Origin of the sequence: Aureimonas sp. Leaf427, from assembly GCF_001425485.1 — a bacterium.
Classification (GTDB): Bacteria; Pseudomonadota; Alphaproteobacteria; order Rhizobiales; family Rhizobiaceae; genus Plantimonas.
Genome location: NZ_LMQW01000004.1, coordinates 101,095 through 121,728 on the forward strand (window position 1 = coordinate 101,095; position 20,634 = coordinate 121,728).

The following is a 20,634-nucleotide window of genomic DNA, read 5'->3' on the forward strand; positions in this document are numbered from 1 at the left end:
CCGCCGGTCAGCACCGGGTCAGCCACGGGCGGCACCCTGCGGCGGCCCGAAGCGCCCGGCGGCGATGGCATCGACCAGCGCCCTGTGGTCGAGCGCGTTCCGGTCGCCGTAGCTCTCGGCCCAGTCGGCGAGCGCGGCATCGAAGCCGTGGTTCTCGGCCCCGCCGCAATAGCCCGAGATCGCGGCGGCATCGCCGGTGCGCGCATGGGCTCGCGCCAGAAGCGCGCCGTAGCCGAAGGCGAAGAAGACGAGCGAGCGCCCGGTGAGGAGCGAATGGGGAATCTCGCCCTTCATGTTCTTCATCTGGCGCACGTAGAAGGGCCGCCCGTCGATCGTCGTCCAGCCGAGCAGCGGATCGCCGACCGCCTGGAGCAGCCGCTGGCCGTAGACGACGCGCGCCCCGTCGTGCGAGCCGTAGGGCTCGGGCAGCGGCGGAACGTAGGGCGCGTGCGACGGCTTGATCGCCTCCTTCACCTGCAGAAACAGCGCATCCTGGTCGGAATTGCCGAAGAGCAGCGCGAGATAGGCGCGCGTGCCGACGCTGCCGACGCCGACGACGCGGTGGACGACGTCCACCACATGATAGCGGCTCAGCATGAAGCGCCGCTCGCGCGGCAGGGATTCGGCATAGTGTTCGAGGCCGGAGATCACGGCCTCGCGCGTCTCGTCGTCGACGCCGGTCAGGATCGGCGGGTCCTCGCGCAGGCGCCAGCCGCCGTCCACCTGCCGCTCGCCCGCCTTTTCCAGCATGGAGGCGTTGTTGCGCCTTCGGGCCTTCTCCACCGCCTTCTTCAGAACGGCCTGCGAATCCGGATCGATCTCGATGCCGTCGAAATCGAGCCTGTCGGCCCGCGCCGCCCGGTGCCAGACGTCGATCGGCCCCTGCGGCGCGAGTTCCACCATGGAGAGACGGTAGCCGGAGACGCAGCCCTCCACGATCCGCCGCCGATCCTGCTTGCCGATGCCCTCGTCGCGCGCCGCGACGTTGAGGCTCGCGACCAGCCGCTTCAGGTCCCACTCCCAGGGCCCGATCGTCACCTCGTCGAAATCGTTGAGATCGAGCACCACGTCGCGCTGCGGCGTGCCGAACAGGCCGAAATTGGAGATATGCGCGTCGCCGTTCATCACGACGTGGATGCCGCTGACCGGCGTGCGCGAAAGGTCGGATGCCATGACCGCCGCCGCCCCGCGCAGGAAGGCGAAGGGCGTCTCCGACATGCGCTGGAGCCGCAGCGGCACGAGCCGCGACTGCCGGCCAGCGTTTGACCCTTCGACGAGATCGACCGGGTCGGGCCGTCCCTCCTCTACGATCGGCCGGCCATGCGCCTCGTGCGGCACCGCGCCGCGCAGGCGCTTGCCCGCCGTGCGGCGCTTTTCCCAGGGCTCGCCCTTGGCGCGCAGGTCGATCCGGGGAAAGGCCTCGGCCGGCGCCAGCACGATTTCGGGCGCCGCCGCGGCCGGACCGGAAATCGCCATGCCGGTCTCGGGCTGCGGCTCCGTCGAAGGGCCCGGCTGATCAAGGGTCATGCGCGCCGCCTTTTCCCGTGGTTGCAGCCTTGGAGAGAGGACTCGGAAGGCGCCTTTCAAGACGCGGCGGGGCGCGGCAAGATGCGCGGGGAGCCTCGTGGCAGAACGGCAACAGCGGCAACCGCGCCCTTTGCGACGATCGCCCTCGAAACGAGCGCTGCCAAGCGCCATCTATTCGGAAAGGGCGGCCCCGCGCGTCGTCCGGCGCCGAACCATCGAGGCATCCCGTGACGGCTCATTTCTCCTTCGACAATTCCTATGCGCGGCTCGACGCGCCCTTCCACCGCCCGACCCTGCCGACGCCCGTGGCCGCGCCCCGCCTCGTCCGGCTGAACCGGCCGCTGGCCGAGGAGCTCGGGCTCGATGCGGACGCGCTGGAGACGCAGGACGGCGCCGATATCCTTGCCGGGAACCGCATTCCGAAGGGCGCCGAGCCCATCGCTTCGGCCTATGCCGGCCACCAGTTCGGCAATTTCGTGCCGCAGCTCGGCGACGGACGGGCGATCCTGCTGGGCGAACTCGTGGACCGGCAGGGCCGGCGCCGCGACATCCAGCTCAAGGGCTCCGGCCCGACGCCCTTCTCGCGCGGCGGCGACGGACGGGCGGCGCTCGGGCCGGTCCTGCGCGAATACATCGTCAGCGAGGCCATGGCCGCACTCGGCATTCCGACGACGCGGGCGCTGGCGGCGGTCGCGACGGGCGAACAGGTCTATCGCGAGACGCTCCTGCCCGGCGCCGTCCTGACGCGCGTCGCCGCGAGCCATGTGCGCATCGGCACGTTCCAGTTCTTCGCCGCCCGCGGCGACGCGGCCGCCATCCGCAGCCTCGCCGACCACGTCATCGAGAGGCACTACCCGGACGCGGCCAACGCGGAAAATCCCTATCGCGCTCTTCTGGAGGGCGTCTCGGCCCGACAGGCGGCGCTCGTGGCGCGCTGGATGCAGATCGGCTTCGTCCACGGCGTCATGAACACCGACAACATGTCGATCTCCGGCGAGACGATCGACTACGGCCCCTGCGCCTTCCTGGACGCCTACGACCCCGCCACCGTCTTCTCCTCGATCGACCGGGCCGGGCGCTACGCCTATGCCAACCAGCCCGGCATCGCGCAGTGGAACCTGACGCGCCTCGCCGAATGCCTCCTCGCCCTGCTTCATCCCAAAGAGGAAACGGCGATCGAGATCGCGCAGGACGTTCTCGCCGGCTTCGCGGAAAGCTTCAACGCCGCCTATGTCGGCGGCTTCGCCGGCAAGATCGGCCTTGCCGAGACCCGCGACGGCGACGAGGCGCTGATCCAGGACCTTCTCGCGCGCATGGCGAAGGGCAAGGCCGACTTCACCCTCGCCTTCCGCCGCCTCTCTGCAGCCGCCGAGGACGAGACGGCAGATGCCGCCGTACGGACGCTCTTCGCCGATCCCGGTCTCTACGACGACTGGGCCCCCCGCTGGCGCGCGCGCCTCGCCGCAGAGCCGACCGCGCCCCGCGCCCGCCGCGCGGCGATGGAGGCGGTGAACCCCGCCGTGATCCCCCGCAACCATCTCGTCGAGGAGGCGCTCGCCGCCGCGCTCGTCGGCGATTTCGCGCCCTTCGAGCGCCTGAACGAGGCGCTCGCCACGCCTTACGAGGACCGGCCGGACTTCGCCGCCTATGCCGAGCGTCCCCTCGCCCGCGAGGAGGCCTATCGCACCTTCTGCGGCACCTGAGCCTCAGAAAAAGCCGGATGGGGCTTGACCCGCCGCCCCCGTCTGACGTTCGTCCCGCCGAACGAGGAGCGCGCCATGCGCTCGGGGATATGGGCCGAGGGGGCGACGTGCCGGAGATCGAGACGAGGACGGGCCTCTACGGCCAGCCGCCGACGGACCTGGTCGAGGTTCCGGCCGATGCCTTGCAGCTCTCGCCGCTGCGCCCGGGCTCCGCCGACCTCGCGGACCTTCCGCCGGGCAGCCTCGACGCCATCACCATCGCCGCGCCGCCGGGCACGCTGGAGCGCCGCCGCATCCTGGCGCTGGCCATCCGGGCGCTGCGCCCCGGCGGCAGCCTCGTCGCGCTCGCCCCGAAGGCCAAGGGCGGCCAGCGGCTCGGCCGCGAGATCGCCGAGTTCGGCGGCGCGCCCGGCGAGACCTCCCGCCGTCACCACCGCATTCTCGAAGCGCTCCGGCCGGAGGCGCCGACCGGGCTCGACGCGGCGATCGAAGCGGGCGATCTCCGGCTCGACGAGACGCTCGGCCTCTGGACGCAGCCCGGCATCTTCGCCTTCGACCGCATCGATCCCGGCAGCGCCCTCCTCGTGGAAGAGTTGCCCAAGCTCTCCGGGCACGGCGCCGATCTCGGCTGCGGGCTCGGCATCCTGGCGCGAGCCGTCCTCGCCTCGCCGAAGGTCGGGGCGCTCCATCTCGTCGACATCGACCGCCGCGCCGTGGAAGCCGCCCGCCGAAACGTCGCGGACCCCCGCGCGACGATCCGCTGGGGCGATGCGCTCGCCGCCGACGCCGTGCCCGCCGGGCTCGACTTCGTCGTGATGAACCCGCCCTTCCACGACGACGGCGTCGAGGACCGCGCGCTCGGCCAGGGCTTCATCAAGCGCGCCCATGCGGCGCTGCGTCCGGGCGGCTTCCTCCACATGACCGCCAACCGCCACCTGCCCTACGAGGCCATCCTCTCCGGCCACTTCAAGACGGTCGCGGTGAAGGCGGAGCGCGGCGGCTACAAGATCTTCGAGGCCCGCCGATGAAGCCCGCGAGCCCCGTGCGCCTCGACAAGCTCCTCGCCAATCTCGGCTACGGCTCGCGCCGGGAGATCGGCCTGCTCGCCAAGGCCGGCCGCATCACGCTGGACGGCGCGGCCGTGCCGAGCGGCGAGACGAAGATCCGGCCCGATCCCGATCTGCCCCGGCGCATGATCGTGGACGGCGAGGCCGTCGATCCGCCGCCGGGCCTGGCGCTCCTCCTGCACAAGCCGCTCGGCGTCACCTGCTCGCACAAGGAGGCCGGCCCCCTCGTCTACGGGCTCCTGCCGACGCGCTGGCGCCGCCGCGATCCCGCGATCTCGACCATCGGGCGCCTCGACAAGGAGACGTCCGGCCTTCTCCTCATGACCGACGACGGGGCCCTTCTCCACCGGGTGATCTCGCCGAAGATGCATGTGCCCAAGCGCTATCTGGCGACGCTCGCCCGTCCGCTGCGCGGCGACGAGGCCGAGATCTTCGCGAGCGGCACGCTGATGCTGGACGGCGAGGAAAAACCGCTCCTGCCCGCTATGCTTGAGATTCTATCGCCGACCTCGGCGCATCTGACGCTGACCGAGGGGCGCTATCATCAGGTCCGGCGCATGTTCGCCGCCGTCGGCAACCATGTGGAGGCGCTGCACCGCGACCGCATGGGGCGGCTCGGCCTCGGCACGCTCGAACCCGGCGCGTTCCGGCTTCTGGACGAGTCGGATCTGGCGCTCGTCCTGCCGCCGCGCGAGGGTTGATGCCATGGCGCTCGACCTCGTGACCCGCTTCGAGGCCCGCCACGGGGAAGCCGTTCCCGTAGCGCCCGGCATCCTGCGCGTCACCGCGAGAAACGCCGGCGCCTTCACCTTCACCGGAACGAACAGCTACGTCCTCGGCACCGCCGATGCCGTCGTCGTCGTCGATCCCGGCCCGGACGAGGGGGCGCATCTCGAAGCGCTGCTGGCGGCCATCGGCGGCCGGTCGGTGGAGGCCGTGCTCCTCACGCACACCCATCGCGACCATACAGCGCTCGCCCCGAAGCTCCTTGCCGCCATCGGCTCGCCGCCGCTTCTCGCCGAAGGCCCGCACCGCCCCTCGCGGCCGCTGGAGCCCGGCGAGGAGAACGCCCTCGACGCAGCGGCCGATCCGATCCGTCCCGATCGGCTGATCGCGGACGGCGAGGTGCTCGACCTCTCCGCCGCCCGCATCACGGCCATCGCGACGCCCGGCCACACCGCCAACCATCTCGCCTTCGCGATCGGGGAGGACGGGACCGTGCTCTCCGGCGACCACGTCATGGCCTGGTCCACCACGATCGTCGCGCCGCCGGACGGGCGCATGTCCGACTACATGGCCTCGCTCGACAAGCTCCTCGCCCGCGACGACCGGCTCTACCTGCCCGGCCATGGCGGCCCGGTCGAGCGCCCGCAGGCCTTTCTCCGAGGCCTGAAAAGCCACCGCCGCATGCGCGAGACCGCGATCCTGGAGCGGATACGCCTCGGCGACCGTACCATTCCGGCCATCGTCGCCGCGCTCTACCGCGACGTCGATCCCCGCCTCCACCCGGCGGCCGCCCTCTCCGTGCTCGCCCATATGGAAGACCTCGTCGCCGGCGGCCGCATCGCGGCGGACGGTCCGGTCCGGCTCTCCGCCACCTACGCGCCCGTCTGAGGCTTCAGTTCTCCGCCGCGGCCGGGGGCACGACAGTCAGCGCGCCCGCCATCGCCGTGTCGAGACGGGTCAGGAAATCCTCGATGAAGCGGCGGTTCTGGCCGAGATCCCAGGCGACGTCGCGCGAGACGGAGCGCAGGTCCACGAAGGTCTCCGGCCCGTCCTCCACGATGCGGATGGAAACGTCGCTCGGCAGAGCGAGGATCGGGCCGGTCGCGACGGCCTCGATCGCATAGTCGCTGGAATCGGGCTGGTCCATCGGGTCCTCGCCCGCATCCTGATCGATGCTTTCGCGCGGCGTCGGCACGGGAATGCCGATCGTCCCGCTCGTGCCGAGATCGCCGTCCTCCTCCTCCACGGGCGCATTGGCCGCGACGCCGGCGACGTTCCAGCCGAGATCGTCCAGCACCAGCCGGGAGACGCCGAAGACCTGCGCGGCCGTCGCCTGGAAACGCCGCCCGCTGACGAGGCCGGTCTCGGCTCCGCCCGCAGCCGTTGCCGGCTCGGCCGCGATGTCGGTCGCCTCCATGCCGTCGCTGACGGCCGCCGAGACCTGCGGATTGTCGTAGGCGAGGACACCTGCGAAGGCGAAGGGCGCGAGCGTCAGGATCGACAGGGCGAGAGCCCCGACGGCGACCCCGCCACCCTCGTATCCGCGGCTCCAGGCCCGCACGAGGCCAAGGCCCGCGATCAGGAAGGACAGGGCCGCGAGGGCGAAAGCGACGACGAGGACGCCCTTCAGCGCCTCGAACTCGATCGCGCCGAGCCGGAGGACGAGAATGCCCGCGGCGAGGAAGAGAAGCGCGAAGGCCGCGAGCCGCCGAGCGGGTGCCGCGAGGCGCAACCGCTTGCGGATATAGTGACCCCTCGCCTTCATCCCGCCCGTCGCCGCCATCGCATCCGTGCCGCCCGCTTCGAGAAACCGGCGCGACGGGCTCTCTGTCCGACGCGCTCGACGCCTCTCCTACGCCACCCCGCCGCATCCGGCGAGGTGTCTGGAGGCACACTTGAGTTTGTCGGGGATAGGCCGGAACCGGTTATCCCGAAAAGACGAACGACAACAAGGGAATCGAGAGCCTGTCTGGTTCAGCATGAACCTGACGGACTCTCGGCTCGCGATCTGCGTCTCGCCCGAGACGTCAGGCCGTCGGTAGGCGGTAGTCCTTGAACTGGCGGCGCAGTTCCAGCTTCTGGATCTTGCCGGTCGCGGTGTGCGGGAGTTCGTCCACGAAGGCGACGTCGTCGGGCATCCACCACTTCGCGATCTTGCCGTCGAGGAAGGCGAGCAGAGCCTCGCGCGTCGGCGCCTTCCCGTCCTTCGGCACGACGACGAGAAGCGGGCGCTCGTCCCAGCGCGGATGCGCCACGCCGATGACGGCGGCCTCCGCGACGTCGGGATGGCCGACCGCCAGATTTTCGAGATCGATCGAGGAGATCCACTCGCCGCCCGACTTGATCACGTCCTTTGCCCGGTCCGTGATGCGCATCGTGCCGTTGGCGTCGATATGGGCGACGTCCCCGGTGTCGAACCAGCCCTCCTCGTCGAAGACCTCGGTTCCCTTTCCCCCGTAGTAGCCGGCCGCGACATGGGGGCCGCGCACCTTCAGGCGGCCAAAGGTCTGCCCGTCCCAGGGCAGGTCGCGGTTCTCGTCGTCGGTGATGCGCATCTCGACGCCGAAGGGCGCCTGCCCCTGCGCCTGCTTGTGGTCGAGCAGCGCCTCTCCCTTGAGGTCGGCCGTCTCGGGCTTCTGGACGTTCAGCGTGCCGAGCGGGCTCGTCTCGGTCATGCCCCAGGCATGGACGACCTCGACGCCGAAGCGCTCCTCGAAGGCCTTGGTCACGACGCGCGGACAGGCGGCCCCGCCGATGACGACGCGCTTCAGGTCCGGCAGGTCCGCTCCCGTGCGGTCGAGATGGTCGAGCAGCATCAGCCAGACCGTCGGCACGGCCGCCGTGAAGGTCACGCGCTCGGTCGACAGAAGCTCGTGGATGGAGGCGCCGTCCATCTTCGGGCCCGGCATCACCATCGCCGCGCCGACCATCGGGCAGGAAAAGGCGATGCCCCAGCCATTGGCGTGGAAGAGCGGCACGACCGGCATGGCGCGGGACATGGAGGAGAGGTTCATCGCATCCGGCGCGATGGCGATGAAGGAGTGCAGCACGTTGGAGCGATGCGAGTAGAGGACGCCCTTCGGGTTTCCCGTCGTGCCCGACGTGTAGCAGAGGCCCGCCGCGGCCGTCTCGTCGATGTCCACCCAGCGGAAATCCTCGTCGGCTTCCGCCAGCCACGCCTCGTAGGCGACGGCGCCGGGCAGCGAGGTCTCGGGCATGTGCGCCGCGTCGGTCAGAACCACGACCTTCGTCAGGCTCGGCACGGAGGGCGCGATCTTCTCCAGGATCGGCAGGAAGGTCAGGTCCACGAAGATCAGCCGGTCCTCGGCATCGTTCATGATCCAGGCGATCTGGTCGGGGAAGAGGCGGGGGTTCAGCGTGTGGTAGATCGCGCCGATGCCGACGATGCCGTACCAGGCCTCCAGATGCCGCCAGGTGTTCCAGGCCATGGTCGCCACGCGGTCGCCGGCCCCGATGCCCTCGCGCTCGAGCCGCTTGGCGAGGCGCAGCGCGCGGGCGCGGACCGAGGCGTAGTCGGTCCGGTGGATCGGCCCCTCGACCGAGCGGGAGATCACCTCGCGCCGTCCGTGATGGATCGCGGCGTGATCGATGACCTTGGTGCACAGCAGCGGCCAGTGCTGCATCAATCCCTGCAAGGGAGCCTGCATCGGGAACCTCCTCCGAACCTCGTCTGTTCCGAACCGTCGCTTCTCTTGAGGAAGCGTTCACGTCTCGGATCGTTTGCCGCGAAGAGTTGTGACGTCTCGCAGGTCTTGTCCAGCGCCCTTTCCATATGCCGGCGCATATGCCGGGGGCCGGGACGAAAACACGAAGAAGGATGAGGCCCATGAGCGCTGCCATCGACCACGGTGTCCATCGCGCGGTAGAGCGCATGGACGGGGCCTTCGAGCAGATCGAATTCGAGATCGCGCTCGATCTGGAAGATCCGATTCTCTCCGGCTTCAAGACCAGCGTGCGCACGGCGGCGGAAGCCGTCGGCGGAGAGTTCCTGTTCGACATGCCGGCCGACGGCATGATCGACGACGCCTCGCGCATCGCCGCCATCCGCATTCCCCGCCAGCCCCGCGACATCATCCTCTTCGCCCTCCTCGACGCCTCCGGCACCGGCTTTCGCATCGCCAGCAAGGACGAGATCGGCGAGCGTTTCTACGGCTTCGCGCGGGCGTTCGTGGGCGTGCTGGAGAAGATCAGGAAGGACGTTTCGCTCGACGCTGCCCGAGCCTGAACGCAAGACCTGAGGCTCCGAACGGTTGACCGCATTTCGCTTGCGCAGAATTCGTTTTTAGACGAATTTCCAAGCCATGATCGACGTGCGGCACTATCTCACGTCCAGCGGTCGGGATTTCGTAGCCGAGTGGATTGCAGACTTGCGCGATTTGCAAGCGAAGGCTGCGATCATCCGGCGGCTGAACCGGCTCGAAGGCGGCAATTTCGGAGACCACAAGCCGCTCCAGGATGGAGTGTACGAGCTGCGCATCGACGCGGGGCCCGGTTATCGCGTCTACTATGCGCGATCGGGCAAGACGGTCGTGCTGCTGCTTTGCGGAGGAACGAAGCGGACGCAGCAGAAAGACATTTCTTCGGCATGCGCCCTCTGGCGAGACTGGCAGAGCCGACCCGATGAATGAGAGGCAGACGATGAAGGACCGCAGCCACGAAGACGCGATGGTGGACATCTTTCGAGATGATCCTTCGGCCGCTGTCGCGACGCTCGACGCCATTTTGGCCGATGGCGATCAGGGCGAACTGCTGGTGACGCTTCGACAGATGGCGAAGGCGTTCGGGGGCATTCCCGCCATGGCGAAAGCCGCGGATCTGAACCCCACTCAGCTCTACCGGACGCTGTCCGAAACAGGAAACCCGGAACTGAAGAGCTTGAACGCGCTCCTTCGGGCGATGGGTTTGCGGCTGGCGGTCCAGCCTCTGGCACAACCCGCCCCACACATTCGATAGGTCAATTGTCTCGACACCGAGACGAAGAGAGCCGCCTCCCGACCCCTCACCCCCTCGGCCGCCCCTTCGCCGTGCCGTGCACATGCCCTCGCAGCGCCCGCGTCGCCCGGATGGCGGCCTGGGCCGCCGCGAGCCTTGCGATCGGCACGCGGAAGGGGGAGCAGGAAACGTAGTCGAGGCCGACCTGCTCGAAGAAGCTGATCGAGGCGGGATCGCCGCCCTGCTCGCCGCAGATGCCGAGCGAGATGTCGGGGCGGGTGCGGCGGGCCTTCTCGACCGCCAGAGCGATGAGTTCGCCGACGCCCTCGACGTCGATCGACTGGAAGGGATCGCGCGCGATGATGCCCTTGCGCTCGTAGGTGGAAAGGAAGTTCGCGGCGTCGTCGCGCGAGATGCCGAAGACGGTCTGCGTCAGGTCGTTGGTGCCGAAGGAGAAGAAGTCGGCGATCTCGGCGATCGTGTCGGCGCGGATCGCCGCGCGCGGCAGCTCGATCATCGTGCCGACGAGATAGGTCACGCGCTTGCCCCGCTCGGCGGCGACGAGATCGGCCACCTCGTCGACGACGCGCTTGACGAAGTCGAGCTCCTTGCGAAGGCCGACCAGCGGAACCATGATCTCCGGCACCACGGCCTCGCCGGCCCGCTCGCCCGCCTCGATCGCCGCCTCGAAGATCGCGCGCGCCTGCACCTCCACGATCTCGGGATGCGAGATGGCGAGGCGGCAGCCGCGATGGCCGAGCATCGGGTTGAACTCTTCGAGCTTCTCGATGCGCTCGCGGATCACACGCTCCTCGACGCCGAGCTGCAGCGCGGTCTCGGCGATCTCCGCCTCGCCCTTGGGCAGGAACTCGTGCAGCGGCGGATCGAGGAGGCGGATCGTGACGGGCAGACCCGCCATGATCTCGAACAGCTCGACGAAGTCGGAGCGCTGGATCGGCAGAAGATGCTCCAACGCCGCGCGCCGACCGACCTCGTCGGGCGCCAGGATCATCTCGCGCATGCGCCGGATGCGGTCGCCCTCGAAGAACATGTGCTCGGTGCGGCAGAGGCCGATGCCCTCGGCGCCGAAGGAGCGGGCGGCGCGCGCCTCGATCGGCGTCTCGGCATTGGTGCGAACGCCCATGCGCCGCGCCCGGTCCGCGAACTCCATCAGCGTCGCGAAATCGCCCGAGAGAAGCGGGCGCACCAGCTCGACCTCGCCGCGGATCACCTCGCCGCTGGAGCCGTCGATCGTGATCCGCTCGCCCGCCTTGAGCACCAGCCCGCCCGCGACGAGTTCGCCGCGCTCCAGATCGATCCGCAGCGAGCCGACGCCGGTGACGCAGGGCTTGCCGATGCCGCGCGCGACGACGGCCGCATGGCTCGTCGTGCCGCCGCGAACGGTGAGGACGCCATCCGCGACATGCATGCCGTGAATGTCCTCGGGATGGGTCTCGTTGCGCACGAGGATGACGGGGCGCCCCTCGGAGGCGATCTCCTGCGCGCGCTCGGAGGTGAAGGCGATCTCGCCGGAGGCCGCGCCCGGCGAGGCCGGCATGCCCTTGCCGATGAGGACGAGGTCGTCGCCGCGCCGGATGGTCGGATGGAGAAGCTGCTCCAGCGAGGCCGGATCGATGCGCAGGATCGCCTCGCTCTCCTCGATCAGTCCTTCCTTGACCAGCTCGACCGCGATCCGCACGGCTTCGGGCGCATCGCGCTTGGCGACGCGCGACTGGAGCAGGAACAGCTCGGAATCGCCGACCATGAAGTCGACCTCGACCGCATCGCCGACATGCGCCTCGAGTCGCCGGACATGGTCCTCGAGCGAGGCGATGTCGCTGGGAAAGCGGCTGGCGCCGGGGGTCCCGGCCTCCGCCACGAGATCGGCCAGGAGCCAGCGGTCGGCCCGGTCGCCGATCTCCTCGCGCTCGCGCCGGCCGAGCCCGAACTCGCCGGTGAGCCTTGCCTTGCCCGTCGTCAGATCGCGCGAGAGCGCGCGGCCGGTGCCGGAATTCTGGTCGCGCTCGTTGAAGATCATCGCGTGGGCGGTGACGGAGAGACCAGCGTTTTCCGGAATTCCGTGCGCGACGCGAAAGGTGCGGGCGATGGGGTTGCGCCAGCTGGCGAAGGCCGATTCGACGACCTTGTAGAGCTGCTCCATCGGCGTTTGCGGAACCGTCTCGCCGATCTCGTCCTCGACGAAGGCGAGGAACCGCGCGACGAGCGCCCGCCATTCGGCGAGCGAGCCCGGCAGCGCGCCGTTCCAGCCGGCCTCCGCCCGCTCCAGATCGGCCAGATCCTCGAACTCGCTTGGATCGACGTCGTAGACGAGGCTGCAGAAGGATTCGATGAAGCGGCAATAGCTGCCGAAGGCGAAGTCGAGATCCTCCAGCTCGGCGGCGAGGGTCTCGACCGTGCGGTCGTTCATGCCGACGTCGAGGACCGTATCGGCAAGGCCGGGGATCGAGACGCGGGCGCTGGTGCGAACGGCCAGGAGAAGCGGGCGCGTGGCATCGTCGAAATGCCGGCCGGTCGCCTCCTCCAGCCATTCCACGGCCGCCGCCACTTCCGAGCGCAGCGGCTGCGGCAGGCCTTCGGCTGCGGTGAAGGCCTCGCGCCAGGCGGCGCTCGTGATGGTGAAGCCGGGGGGAACGGGCAGGTTCAGCGAGGCCAGAAGCGCCAGATTGGCGCCCTTCAGGCCGAGAGCCTCCGACGCATCCGCCGTGCGCTCGGCGGCTCCCCGCTTGAAGGTATGGACTCGCTTTGCCATTGCCGGCCGTTCCGCCTTTTCCCGCCCAGGATATTGGCCCCGCGCGAGCGGGGCGCCGAACCCTTACGGGATAAAGCCTATGCCGCCAATTGCTGCAATGCGGAAGAGCCCGCCCGTCAGAGCAGCGAATCGATGACGGCGGAAAGCTGCGGCGCCGTCAGCGCGCCGGAATAGCGGTTGCCGTTGATGATCAGCGTCGGGGTCGCCTCCACGCCGAACTCGGACTGTCCGCGCGCCTGTGTCGCGACGACCTTGGCCTGGAGGTCCTTGTCGTTGAGGCAGGCGGTGAAGCTCTCCTGCGTGAAGCCGGCGAGCTTGGCGATGCCGAGCAGAGCGGCCGAGGCATTGTCGGAATGCGCCCAGCTCTCCTGCTGCTGGAAGAGGACGTCCACCATGGCCTCGCGCCGGTCGCCGGGCGCGCAGCGCGCCAGCATGAAGGCCGCGACGGCGCGGGGATCGAAGGGGAACTCGCGCAGGATCAGCTTGGCCTTGCCCGTGTCGATATAGGTCTTCTTGATCTCCGGCAGGGTCTGGAGGGCGAAGGCCGCGCAGTGCGGGCAGGTCATGGAGGCGTATTCGACGATCGTCACGGGCGCGTTGACATCGCCGACGACGACGTCGGGCAGCGGCCCCGGCTCCATCAGCTTGGCGACGTCGACCGTCCCGTTCGGCTTGGGCGCCTCGACCGCCGGCTTGGCGGGCGTCGCAGCGGTGGTCGCGGGCGCGGCCGGGGTCGCTTCCTGCGCGTTGGCGGGCGTCACGGCGGCGGTCGATGCCGTGTCGTCGGAACAGCCCGCGACGGCGAGAAGGCCGCCGGCAATGGCGACGAGGGCGGCGGTGCGAAGGGTCTGGCGCATGAGGTTCCTCGAAAAGCCCTGTCCCGGGCGGCCCGGGCCGCGAAAGGAGACGTTCCCCGCTTCTAGAAAGAGATTGCGGCATTTCCAATAGGCAAGCGGCGCCCCGACCCTTACCCTTTGGTCACGTTGGAGCGCGCCTTCACGCTTTCGGCGAAGGCCGAAAGGGCGGCGCGCAGCCGGTCGTTCTCGATTCCCGCCGTCATCGCGGCGATGTCGGTGCGCTCCTCCGGACGCAGGACCCGCGTCGGGGGCTTGCGGCTCGGGCGATGAACCACGACGGCGCGCTGCACGATCTTGATGCGCGCGACCGCCCGGTAGCCGAAGAAGCCGTTGACGCGCGACAAAAGCTCGGACGTGCCGTGCTGAAGCCGCAGGACGGACGCGCCCTCGCAGGCGACGACGAGCGTCGCCGGCTCGAACGGATCGTCCTCGGAGCGCTTGGGCGGCCAGACCAGCTTGTCCGGCCGCGTCACGCCGTCGAGCTTGGCGCCGACGAGCTCCGGCCAGGCCGCGATGAGGCCCGTCGTCATGCCGGCCTTGCGGGCGAGCACGGGATCGAGCAGGCCGGAGACGAGATCGCCGACCGGCCGCGCGCCGCGCCGGCCGCCGGGAGCTTCAGGCTTGGCCATGGCGACCACGCGGCGTCGGCCCGGCCGGGGCCAGGCGCTGCGGATGAAGGGCGGTCAGCGTCACGCTCATGATCCCGAAGATCTGGATCAGCATCCACTCGTTGAGAAGGACCCCGTGAAACGATCCGAAGCTCGCGACGAGAACCGGCAGAAGAAGCGCCGCCTGGCGGATCTGGCGCGACCCCGTCCAGCGGCGCACCTGCACGACGAAGCTGGCGAAGACGCCGATCAGCAGCGCGAGGCCGATGAGACCGCTCGTCAGCGCCTCGTCCAGCGCGACATTGTGGAGATGCTTGTAGCTGCGGATGAGCGCGCCGTTCCGGCCGGGCTCGGGCGTCGCCTGCGAGACGGCCTCGACGCGGCTCATGCCGCCGACGCCGATCAGCGGATGCTCGGCGATGAGCACGATCGCGCCCTGCCACATGGCCATGCGCACGTCCACCGAACCGCTGGCCGCGCCCGTCGTCTGGTAGCGCTCGTAGTCGGCGATGCCCTCCTGGTAGCGGTTCTGAACCATGTCGGCGAGCGGAACGAGCACGAGAAGCGCGACCGCCGCCGCGCCGACGAGCGGCAGCCAGCCCCCGCGCCCCTTCGGCCGCCCGGCCTTCCAGAGCGTGAGAAGATCGAAGGCGATCGCCAGCGCGTAGACCGTCCAGGCCGCCCGCGTCTGCGACAGGATGACCGGAAGGAGAGACAGGTAGAAGATCATCCGCCCCTTCGAGAGCCAGGCCGGCATCCCTTCGGCCGGCAGGCGCGCGGCGATCCCGGCGCCGGCGGCGAGGAAGCCGAAGATCGCCTCGTTGCCCCCGAGCCCGACCCGTTCGCCGTAGCCGAAATACTGGAGCGGAGCGAGGATCGAGATCGCGACGACGCCGAGACGCGAGCCCAGCACCATCGCATCCATCGGACGGGGCACGAGGCAGAGGCCGAGCGGCAGGAAGAGAAAACCGAACTCGATCAGCGCATAGGAGAGGTTGCGATTGCCGTCGAGCGGCTCCCCGCGCAGCACGCTGAGGCCGATCGTCCAGACGACATAGGCGAGAAGCCAGGCCGAGAAGAGGCGCGGCACGGCCCGCGACACCCCGTGGCGCAGGACCGTCAGGTAGAGACCGCCGAGGATGAAGAGGCCGAAGATCGCCTTGCCGCCCATGTTCATCAGCGGCAGGAGCGCGAAGGCGAGCGACAGGAGCGCCGAGTCGACATGGCGCCGCGCCAGGAAGAGGCGGGCGAGCGTCACGTCCTGTCCGCCCGCGCGGCATAGGCGAGGCGGCCGACGAGATCCTTCGTGCGGAAGGCGAGCGTCGTCAGCCGCCGCCAGGGCGGCAGCTTGCGCGAGGCATAGGTCTGGCCGCCCATGGTGAGGCTCGCCGACGTCTCGGCGTTGAAGAGAACCAAGTCCGGCACCGCATGGAGGATTCGAAGGCCGGAGGCCCAGGCGCGCTCCAGCGCGACGTCGTAGGGCAGCCGCATGGGATCGAGCGCGGCGCGAAGCCTCGTCGCGCCCGCCCGCGTCACGAGATAGGCCGCCGAGCTTCCCGTCGGCCCGAACACGGCCCGACCGAGCCGGTGGCCGGCCGCCTGCCGCAGGGTCCGGATGCGGGGGCGGCGATGATGGGCGAGCTTGACGAGGTCGAAGTCGGGCACGGCGGCGATGGCGTCGAGTGCCGTCTCGAAGCCGGGCTTGAACCGGACGTCGTCCTCCAGGATCAGCGCCGCCTCCGCATCGCTTTCCAGGAAGAGGTCGAGGGCCCGCAGATGGCTCGCATAGCAGCCGAACTCGCCGTCCATCGGATGCTTGCCGTGCAGGCGGCGAAAACCGGCTGCGTCGAGAAGCCCGCGCTCGGCGACGGGCACGGTCTTTCCATCGACGGCCGGCACCCGTATCAAACGAAGCCCGGCGCGCTCGGCGTCCGCCTCGATGGCGGCGCGACGGTCGGTCGATCGGTCGAGGTTGATGACGTAATGGTTGATCTTCAAGCGCTTGGGTCCCTGCCGGCTCGAACGCCGGCGAGGGCGCGATACCACCCGTGCGATGCGATGATCCCGCATTGAGTGTCAAGCGCGCGCCCTCCCCGCCGCAAGCGAAGCCCGCCCCGACGATGCAACCCGGCAACGCGGGGGCGAGCGCGATCGCAGCCCCCCTGCTCGCCTGGTACGACGTGCATGCGCGCGCCCTGCCCTGGCGCACGGGCCCGGCGGAGCGGCGCGCGGGGCAGCGCCCCGATCCCTATCGCGTCTGGCTGTCGGAGGTCATGCTCCAGCAGACGACGGTCGCGGCGGTGAAGGCCTATTTCGAGACCTTCACCCGGCTTTGGCCGAATGTCGCCGCGCTGGCGGCGGCCGAGGACGACGCGGTGATGAGCGCCTGGGCGGGGCTCGGCTACTATGCCCGCGCCCGCAATCTCCTCGCCTGCGCCAGGGCCGTCTCCGAGCGCCATGGCGGCCGTTTCCCCGAAACGGCCGCGCTCCTGCGCGATCTGCCCGGCATCGGCGACTACACCTCGGCCGCCATCGCCTCCATCGCCTTCGACGAACCGGCCCCCGTGGTGGACGGCAATATCGAGCGCGTGACGACGCGGCTCTTCTCGATCGAGCAGCCCCTTCCCGCCGCCAGAGCCCTCATCCGCGCCCATGTCGCGGCCTTCATGAGCCGGGAGCGTCCGGGCGATTTCGCGCAAGCCATGATGGATCTCGGCGCCACCATCTGCACGCCGAAAAAGCCCGCCTGCATCCTCTGCCCGATCGCCGAGCCCTGCTCGGCCCGCGCGGCCGGCACGATGGAGCGCTTTCCGGTGAAGCTCGCGAAACGCGCCAAGCCGCTGCGGCGCGGCGCCGCCTTCGTCGCGGTCCGGCCCGCCGACGGCGCGGTCTGGCTTCGGCGCCGGCCGGCCAGCGGCATGCTCGGCGGCATGGCGGAGCCGCCCTCGAGCGCCTGGTCGAGCAAGGCCGACGGCGCGACCGGACCGGGCGCCGCGCCCTTTCCCGCCGATTGGACGCTAAAGGGCAGCGTCGCCCACGGCTTCACCCATTTCGACCTCGAACTGGAAGTCTGGCGCGCGGCGTCCGAGAGCGATCCGCCCGGCGAGGGCTGGTGGTCCGGCCGCAACGCCATCGGCGGCGAGGCGCTACCGACCCTTATGCGCAAGGCCATCGCAATCGCCATACAAGGCGAGAACGGCCCGACCCGAACCGAAAGCTGACCGACATGATCGACCACATCGTCTTCGACATCGGCCGCGTGCTGATCCACTACGATCCCGAAATCCCCTTCCGCCGGCTGATCCCGGACGAGGCGGAGCGCACGCGCTTCCTCTCCGACATCTGCACGCCCGAATGGAATCTCGAACAGGATCGCGGCCGGCGCTGGTCGGAGGCCGAGGACGCCCTGATCGCGGACCATCCCGGCCATGCCGAAAACATCCGCGCCTTCCATCGCCACTGGCACGAGATGACGCCCTATGCCTACGACGAGTCCGTCGACGTCTTCCGCGGCCTGATCGCCGGGGGGCGCGACGTGACGCTTCTCACCAACTTCTCGACCGAGACCTACCGGCTGGCCCGCAGGCTCTACCCCTTCCTCGACGAGGCGCGCGGCGTCACCGTCTCCGGCGAGATCGGCCTCATCAAGCCGGACCGCGCGATCTACGATCGCCACGTCCGGAGCTTCGGCCTCGATCCGGCAAAGACGCTCTTCTTCGACGACAGCGCCAGGAATGTGGAAGGCGCACGAGCGGCCGGCTGGCAGGCGGAACTCGTCGCCGAACCGGCCGATCTCCTGCGCGGACTGGCGCGGCACGGCATCGCGGCTTGATAGGACCGGAGCAGAGCCGCCGCCGAACGCGGCTTGGTCAGGCGACCGCCGCCATCGCGTCGCGAACCTCCTGGCGCAGCTCGTCGATCACGCGCAGCTTGGCGCCCTCGGCGACGTGCCAGAACGTCCAGCCGTTGCACGATTCCAGTCCCTGGACCTTGGCGCCCATGCGATGGATGGAAGCCGCGTCGTTGCCGATGGCGATCGTGCCGTCGGCGCGCACCAGCGCCCGCCACCGGCGCTTGGCGTCGGTCAGCTCCGAGCCCGGCCGAAGCAGCCCCGCCTCGATCAGGCTGGAGAAGGGAATGCGCGGCTCCGCCCGCTTGCTGACGAGCACGCGCAGCGCCTGCACCTCCAGCGGCTCCGTCTCCGCGATCCGGGCCGTCGCGTGGCGGATATACGCGTCCTCGCGCTCGATGCCGACGAAGTGGCGGCCGAGACGCTTGGCGACGGCCCCCGTCGTTCCCGTGCCGAAGAACGGGTCGAGGATCACGTCGCCGGGCAGCGTAGAGGAGAGGATGACGCGGGCGAGAAGCGCCTCGGGCTTCTGCGTCGGATGCGCCTTGCGCCCCTCCTCGTCCTTCAGCCGCTCCGCGCCCGAGCAGATCGGGAAGAGCCAGTCGGACCGCATCTGGAGATCGTCGTTGGCGGCCTTCATCGCGTCGTAGTTGAACGTATAGGCCTTGGACGCGGCATCCCGCGAGGCCCAGATCATCGTCTCGTGCGCGTTCTGGAAGCGCCGGCCGCGAAAGTTCGGCATCGGATTCGTCTTGCGCCAGACGATGTCGTTCAGCATCCAGAATCCGAGATCCTGCATGATCGCGCCGACGCGGAAGATGTTGTGATAGGAGCCGATCACCCAGATCGTGCCGTTGGGCTTCAGAACGCGCCGCGCCGCGAGCAGCCAGGCCCGCGTGAAATTGTCGTAGGCGGCGAAGCTTTCGAACTGGTCCCAGGCGTCGTCGACCGCGTCGACCTTCGACTGGTCCGGCCGGTGCAAATCGCCGTTGAGCTGCAGGTTGTAGGGCGGATCGGCGAAGATCGCGTCGATGGAGCCGGCCGGCAGCGCCTCCATGCGGGCGATGCAGTCGCCCTTGATGATCGTGTCGAGCCATGCGGCGCGCGCGGGAGCCCCGAGGTCGAATACGGTCGCGTTACGCGATTTCGCCATGTCATCTCACCGGTTACGCAGCACATCACACCGGCATCATGGTTACCGAACGACGTTAACAAAGCCTCTTCGCCGCGGCGCCGGAGGCGCGATCGCGTGTCTTTTCACTGTCGGCAGGGCTCTTGCTCGCCTATAGGAGCCTCGTTTCAGAACCCTGCCCCCGGAGACCCCCATGCCCACGCCGCTGGCCCTCGCCATTTTCGACTGCGACGGCGTGCTCGTCGATTCCGAGATCGTCGCCGCCCATGTCGAGTCCGAGAAGTTCCTGGAGATCGGCTACGAGATCTCGCCGGAGGAGCTGGCCCATCGCTTTGCCGGACTGACGCTGAAGCGCATCGTCGAGATCGTGCGGCAGGAAACCGGCCTCGCCGTGCCCGAGGATTTCGAGGCGAGGGTCGAGGCCGAGAACGACATCCGGCTGAAGGCCGTGGCGCCGATCGCGGGCGTCGAGGCGATGCTGGACGAGATCGATCTGCCCCGCTGCATCTGCTCCAACTCCTCCTCGGCGCGGCTGGAGATGATGCTGCGTCCGATCGGCATATGGGACCGGTTCCGCCCCTATGTCTTCCCCGCCCGCGAGGTGGGGACGGGCAAGGGCAAGCCGGCGCCGGACGTCTTCATCCACGCCTGCAAGGAGTTCGGCGTCGAGACGCGCCAGGCGGTGGTCATCGAGGATTCCGTCCACGGCGTCGCGGCCGCGGCCGCGGCCGGTTGCCGCGTCGTCGGCTTCACCGGCGCCAGCCACAGCTACCCCGGCCATGCCGAGGCGCTGGAGGAGGCAGGGGCCGAGACGGTGATCAGCCGGATGGGCGACTACCCGGCCGTCGTCGCCGCGCTGGCCGAGTGGCGCGGCTGACCGGCCCCCTCGAAAAAGACCGGGATCAGCGTCCCGGTCCCTCGTCGAAGCCGGCGAAGACGACGAGCGTCTTGGCCGTCGGCTCGGGCACCGAGACGTTGTTGTCGACATAGACGAACTCGCCGGCCGCGCCACCCGGCGTCACCTGGACGCTCTGCTCGCCCTTGTTGGAGTAGAGCACGTTCGTTCCCTCCACGACGGCGATGCGGATGGGCAGCGACACGGCGCCGGCCTTGCCCGCCGGGCCCGGCACGACCCGGCCCGCGATGCCGATCTTCATGCGCAGCTGCCCGTCGACGACGCGGCAGTCGCGATTGGTGGCCGTCACCGAGGCGATGTATTCGAGATCCTCGCCCGCGCGCTTGCGCAGGATGGCGGTTCCGTCGCGCAGCGAGATCTGCGGGCACCAGGAGGCGGGCTTGCCTTCGAGGGGCGCGGCAGCCGCGACGGGCCCCGGATCGGAGGCGGACGGACCGCCCTTGCCGGTGGAGGAACAGGCCGCGGCCAGCAGGGCGGCTGCGGCGAGACTGGCGAAGCGAAGGGCAGACGACTGAAGCATCCTCG

The 20,634-nt window shown here is 69.7% G+C and carries 20 protein-coding genes; 10 read left to right on the forward strand and 10 right to left on the reverse strand.

Features of this window, described 5'->3' with window-relative positions:
* Positions 1-18: 18 nt before the first annotated feature.
* A complete protein-coding gene (locus ASG62_RS05020) occupies positions 19-1,527 on the reverse strand; it encodes a DUF2252 domain-containing protein (RefSeq protein ID WP_244487691.1) in 1,509 nt (502 codons plus the stop codon).
* Positions 1,528-1,754: 227 nt separating this feature from the next.
* On the opposite strand from ASG62_RS05020, the gene ASG62_RS05025 reads away from it, so the two are divergent.
* From ASG62_RS05025 to ASG62_RS05040, 4 genes are all read left to right on the forward strand, one after another.
* On the forward strand, positions 1,755-3,230 hold the full coding sequence (locus ASG62_RS05025) for a protein adenylyltransferase SelO (RefSeq protein WP_056699730.1): 1,476 nt from the start codon (positions 1,755-1,757) through the stop codon (positions 3,228-3,230).
* 89 nt (positions 3,231-3,319) lie between these two features.
* Entirely contained in the window at positions 3,320-4,258 is a 939-nt protein-coding gene (locus tag ASG62_RS05030; RefSeq protein ID WP_056699733.1) for a class I SAM-dependent methyltransferase, read from the forward strand.
* Entirely contained in the window at positions 4,255-4,998 is a 744-nt protein-coding gene (locus tag ASG62_RS05035; RefSeq protein ID WP_056699736.1) for a pseudouridine synthase, read from the forward strand. The genes ASG62_RS05030 and ASG62_RS05035 overlap by 4 nt, the downstream gene beginning before the upstream one ends.
* Before the next feature lie 4 nt (positions 4,999-5,002).
* The gene (locus tag ASG62_RS05040) at positions 5,003-5,911 is read left to right on the forward strand and encodes an MBL fold metallo-hydrolase (RefSeq protein WP_056699738.1); all 909 of its coding nucleotides are present in this window, start codon (positions 5,003-5,005) and stop codon (positions 5,909-5,911) included.
* 4 nt (positions 5,912-5,915) lie between these two features.
* On the opposite strand, the gene ASG62_RS05045 is transcribed toward ASG62_RS05040, so the two are convergent.
* Together ASG62_RS05045 and ASG62_RS05050 are read right to left on the reverse strand one after the other, a co-directional pair.
* Positions 5,916-6,806, reverse strand: a complete 891-nt coding sequence (locus ASG62_RS05045; RefSeq protein ID WP_056699741.1) for a DUF1499 domain-containing protein — start codon at positions 6,804-6,806, stop codon at positions 5,916-5,918.
* Positions 6,807-7,050: 244 nt separating this feature from the next.
* Positions 7,051-8,679 carry a long-chain-fatty-acid--CoA ligase gene (locus tag ASG62_RS05050; RefSeq protein ID WP_056699808.1) on the reverse strand — a complete coding sequence of 543 codons (1,629 nt, stop codon included), beginning with the start codon at positions 8,677-8,679 and terminating at the stop codon, positions 7,051-7,053.
* 191 nt (positions 8,680-8,870) lie between these two features.
* On the opposite strand from ASG62_RS05050, the gene ASG62_RS05055 reads away from it, so the two are divergent.
* From ASG62_RS05055 to ASG62_RS05065, 3 genes are all read left to right on the forward strand, one after another.
* Positions 8,871-9,269, forward strand: coding sequence for a hypothetical protein (locus tag ASG62_RS05055; RefSeq protein ID WP_056699744.1), 399 nt, complete (start codon positions 8,871-8,873; stop codon positions 9,267-9,269).
* 76 nt (positions 9,270-9,345) lie between these two features.
* Positions 9,346-9,672 carry a type II toxin-antitoxin system RelE/ParE family toxin gene (locus ASG62_RS05060; RefSeq protein ID WP_056699748.1) on the forward strand — a complete coding sequence of 109 codons (327 nt, stop codon included), beginning with the start codon at positions 9,346-9,348 and terminating at the stop codon, positions 9,670-9,672.
* 10 nt (positions 9,673-9,682) lie between these two features.
* Positions 9,683-9,997, forward strand: coding sequence for a DNA-binding protein (locus tag ASG62_RS05065; RefSeq protein WP_056699811.1), 315 nt, complete (start codon positions 9,683-9,685; stop codon positions 9,995-9,997).
* A gap of 46 nt (positions 9,998-10,043) precedes the next feature.
* On the opposite strand, the gene ppdK is transcribed toward ASG62_RS05065, so the two are convergent.
* The 5 genes from ppdK to ASG62_RS05090 form a co-directional block, all read right to left on the reverse strand.
* Entirely contained in the window at positions 10,044-12,746 is a 2,703-nt protein-coding gene (ppdK, locus tag ASG62_RS05070; RefSeq protein ID WP_056699751.1) for a pyruvate, phosphate dikinase, read from the reverse strand.
* Positions 12,747-12,862: 116 nt separating this feature from the next.
* Positions 12,863-13,603 (reverse strand): DsbA family protein, encoded by a 741-nt coding sequence (locus tag ASG62_RS05075; RefSeq protein WP_056699754.1) that lies wholly within the window; start codon positions 13,601-13,603, stop codon positions 12,863-12,865.
* Positions 13,604-13,713: 110 nt separating this feature from the next.
* Complete coding sequence (locus ASG62_RS05080) at positions 13,714-14,232, reverse strand: DUF721 domain-containing protein (protein WP_056699756.1); 519 nt, start codon at positions 14,230-14,232, stop codon at positions 13,714-13,716.
* Positions 14,219-15,469 carry an O-antigen ligase family protein gene (locus ASG62_RS05085; RefSeq protein ID WP_056699759.1) on the reverse strand — a complete coding sequence of 417 codons (1,251 nt, stop codon included), beginning with the start codon at positions 15,467-15,469 and terminating at the stop codon, positions 14,219-14,221. Before ASG62_RS05085 ends, ASG62_RS05080 begins: the two co-directional genes overlap by 14 nt.
* Positions 15,466-16,209, reverse strand: a complete 744-nt coding sequence (locus tag ASG62_RS05090; RefSeq protein ID WP_056699762.1) for a glycosyltransferase family 25 protein — start codon at positions 16,207-16,209, stop codon at positions 15,466-15,468. Before ASG62_RS05090 ends, ASG62_RS05085 begins: the two co-directional genes overlap by 4 nt.
* Positions 16,210-16,331: 122 nt before the next feature.
* Between ASG62_RS05090 and mutY the strand changes: the two genes are divergently transcribed.
* Together mutY and ASG62_RS05100 are read left to right on the forward strand one after the other, a co-directional pair.
* Positions 16,332-17,432, forward strand: coding sequence for an A/G-specific adenine glycosylase (gene mutY / locus ASG62_RS05095; RefSeq protein ID WP_056699765.1), 1,101 nt, complete (start codon positions 16,332-16,334; stop codon positions 17,430-17,432).
* A gap of 5 nt (positions 17,433-17,437) precedes the next feature.
* On the forward strand, positions 17,438-18,043 hold the full coding sequence (locus tag ASG62_RS05100; RefSeq protein WP_413814175.1) for an HAD family hydrolase: 606 nt from the start codon (positions 17,438-17,440) through the stop codon (positions 18,041-18,043).
* Positions 18,044-18,080: 37 nt separating this feature from the next.
* Here ASG62_RS05100 and ASG62_RS05105 read toward each other — a convergent pair whose 3' ends face one another.
* Positions 18,081-19,214: a site-specific DNA-methyltransferase gene (locus ASG62_RS05105; RefSeq protein WP_056699768.1), complete on the reverse strand. Its 1,134-nt coding sequence runs from the start codon at positions 19,212-19,214 to the stop codon at positions 18,081-18,083.
* A gap of 172 nt (positions 19,215-19,386) precedes the next feature.
* On the opposite strand from ASG62_RS05105, the gene ASG62_RS05110 reads away from it, so the two are divergent.
* Entirely contained in the window at positions 19,387-20,070 is a 684-nt protein-coding gene (locus ASG62_RS05110) for an HAD family hydrolase (protein ID WP_056699772.1), read from the forward strand.
* Positions 20,071-20,095: 25 nt separating this feature from the next.
* On the opposite strand, the gene ASG62_RS05115 is transcribed toward ASG62_RS05110, so the two are convergent.
* Entirely contained in the window at positions 20,096-20,629 is a 534-nt protein-coding gene (locus ASG62_RS05115; RefSeq protein WP_056699775.1) for a hypothetical protein, read from the reverse strand.
* Between the last annotated feature and the right edge of the window lie 5 nt (positions 20,630-20,634).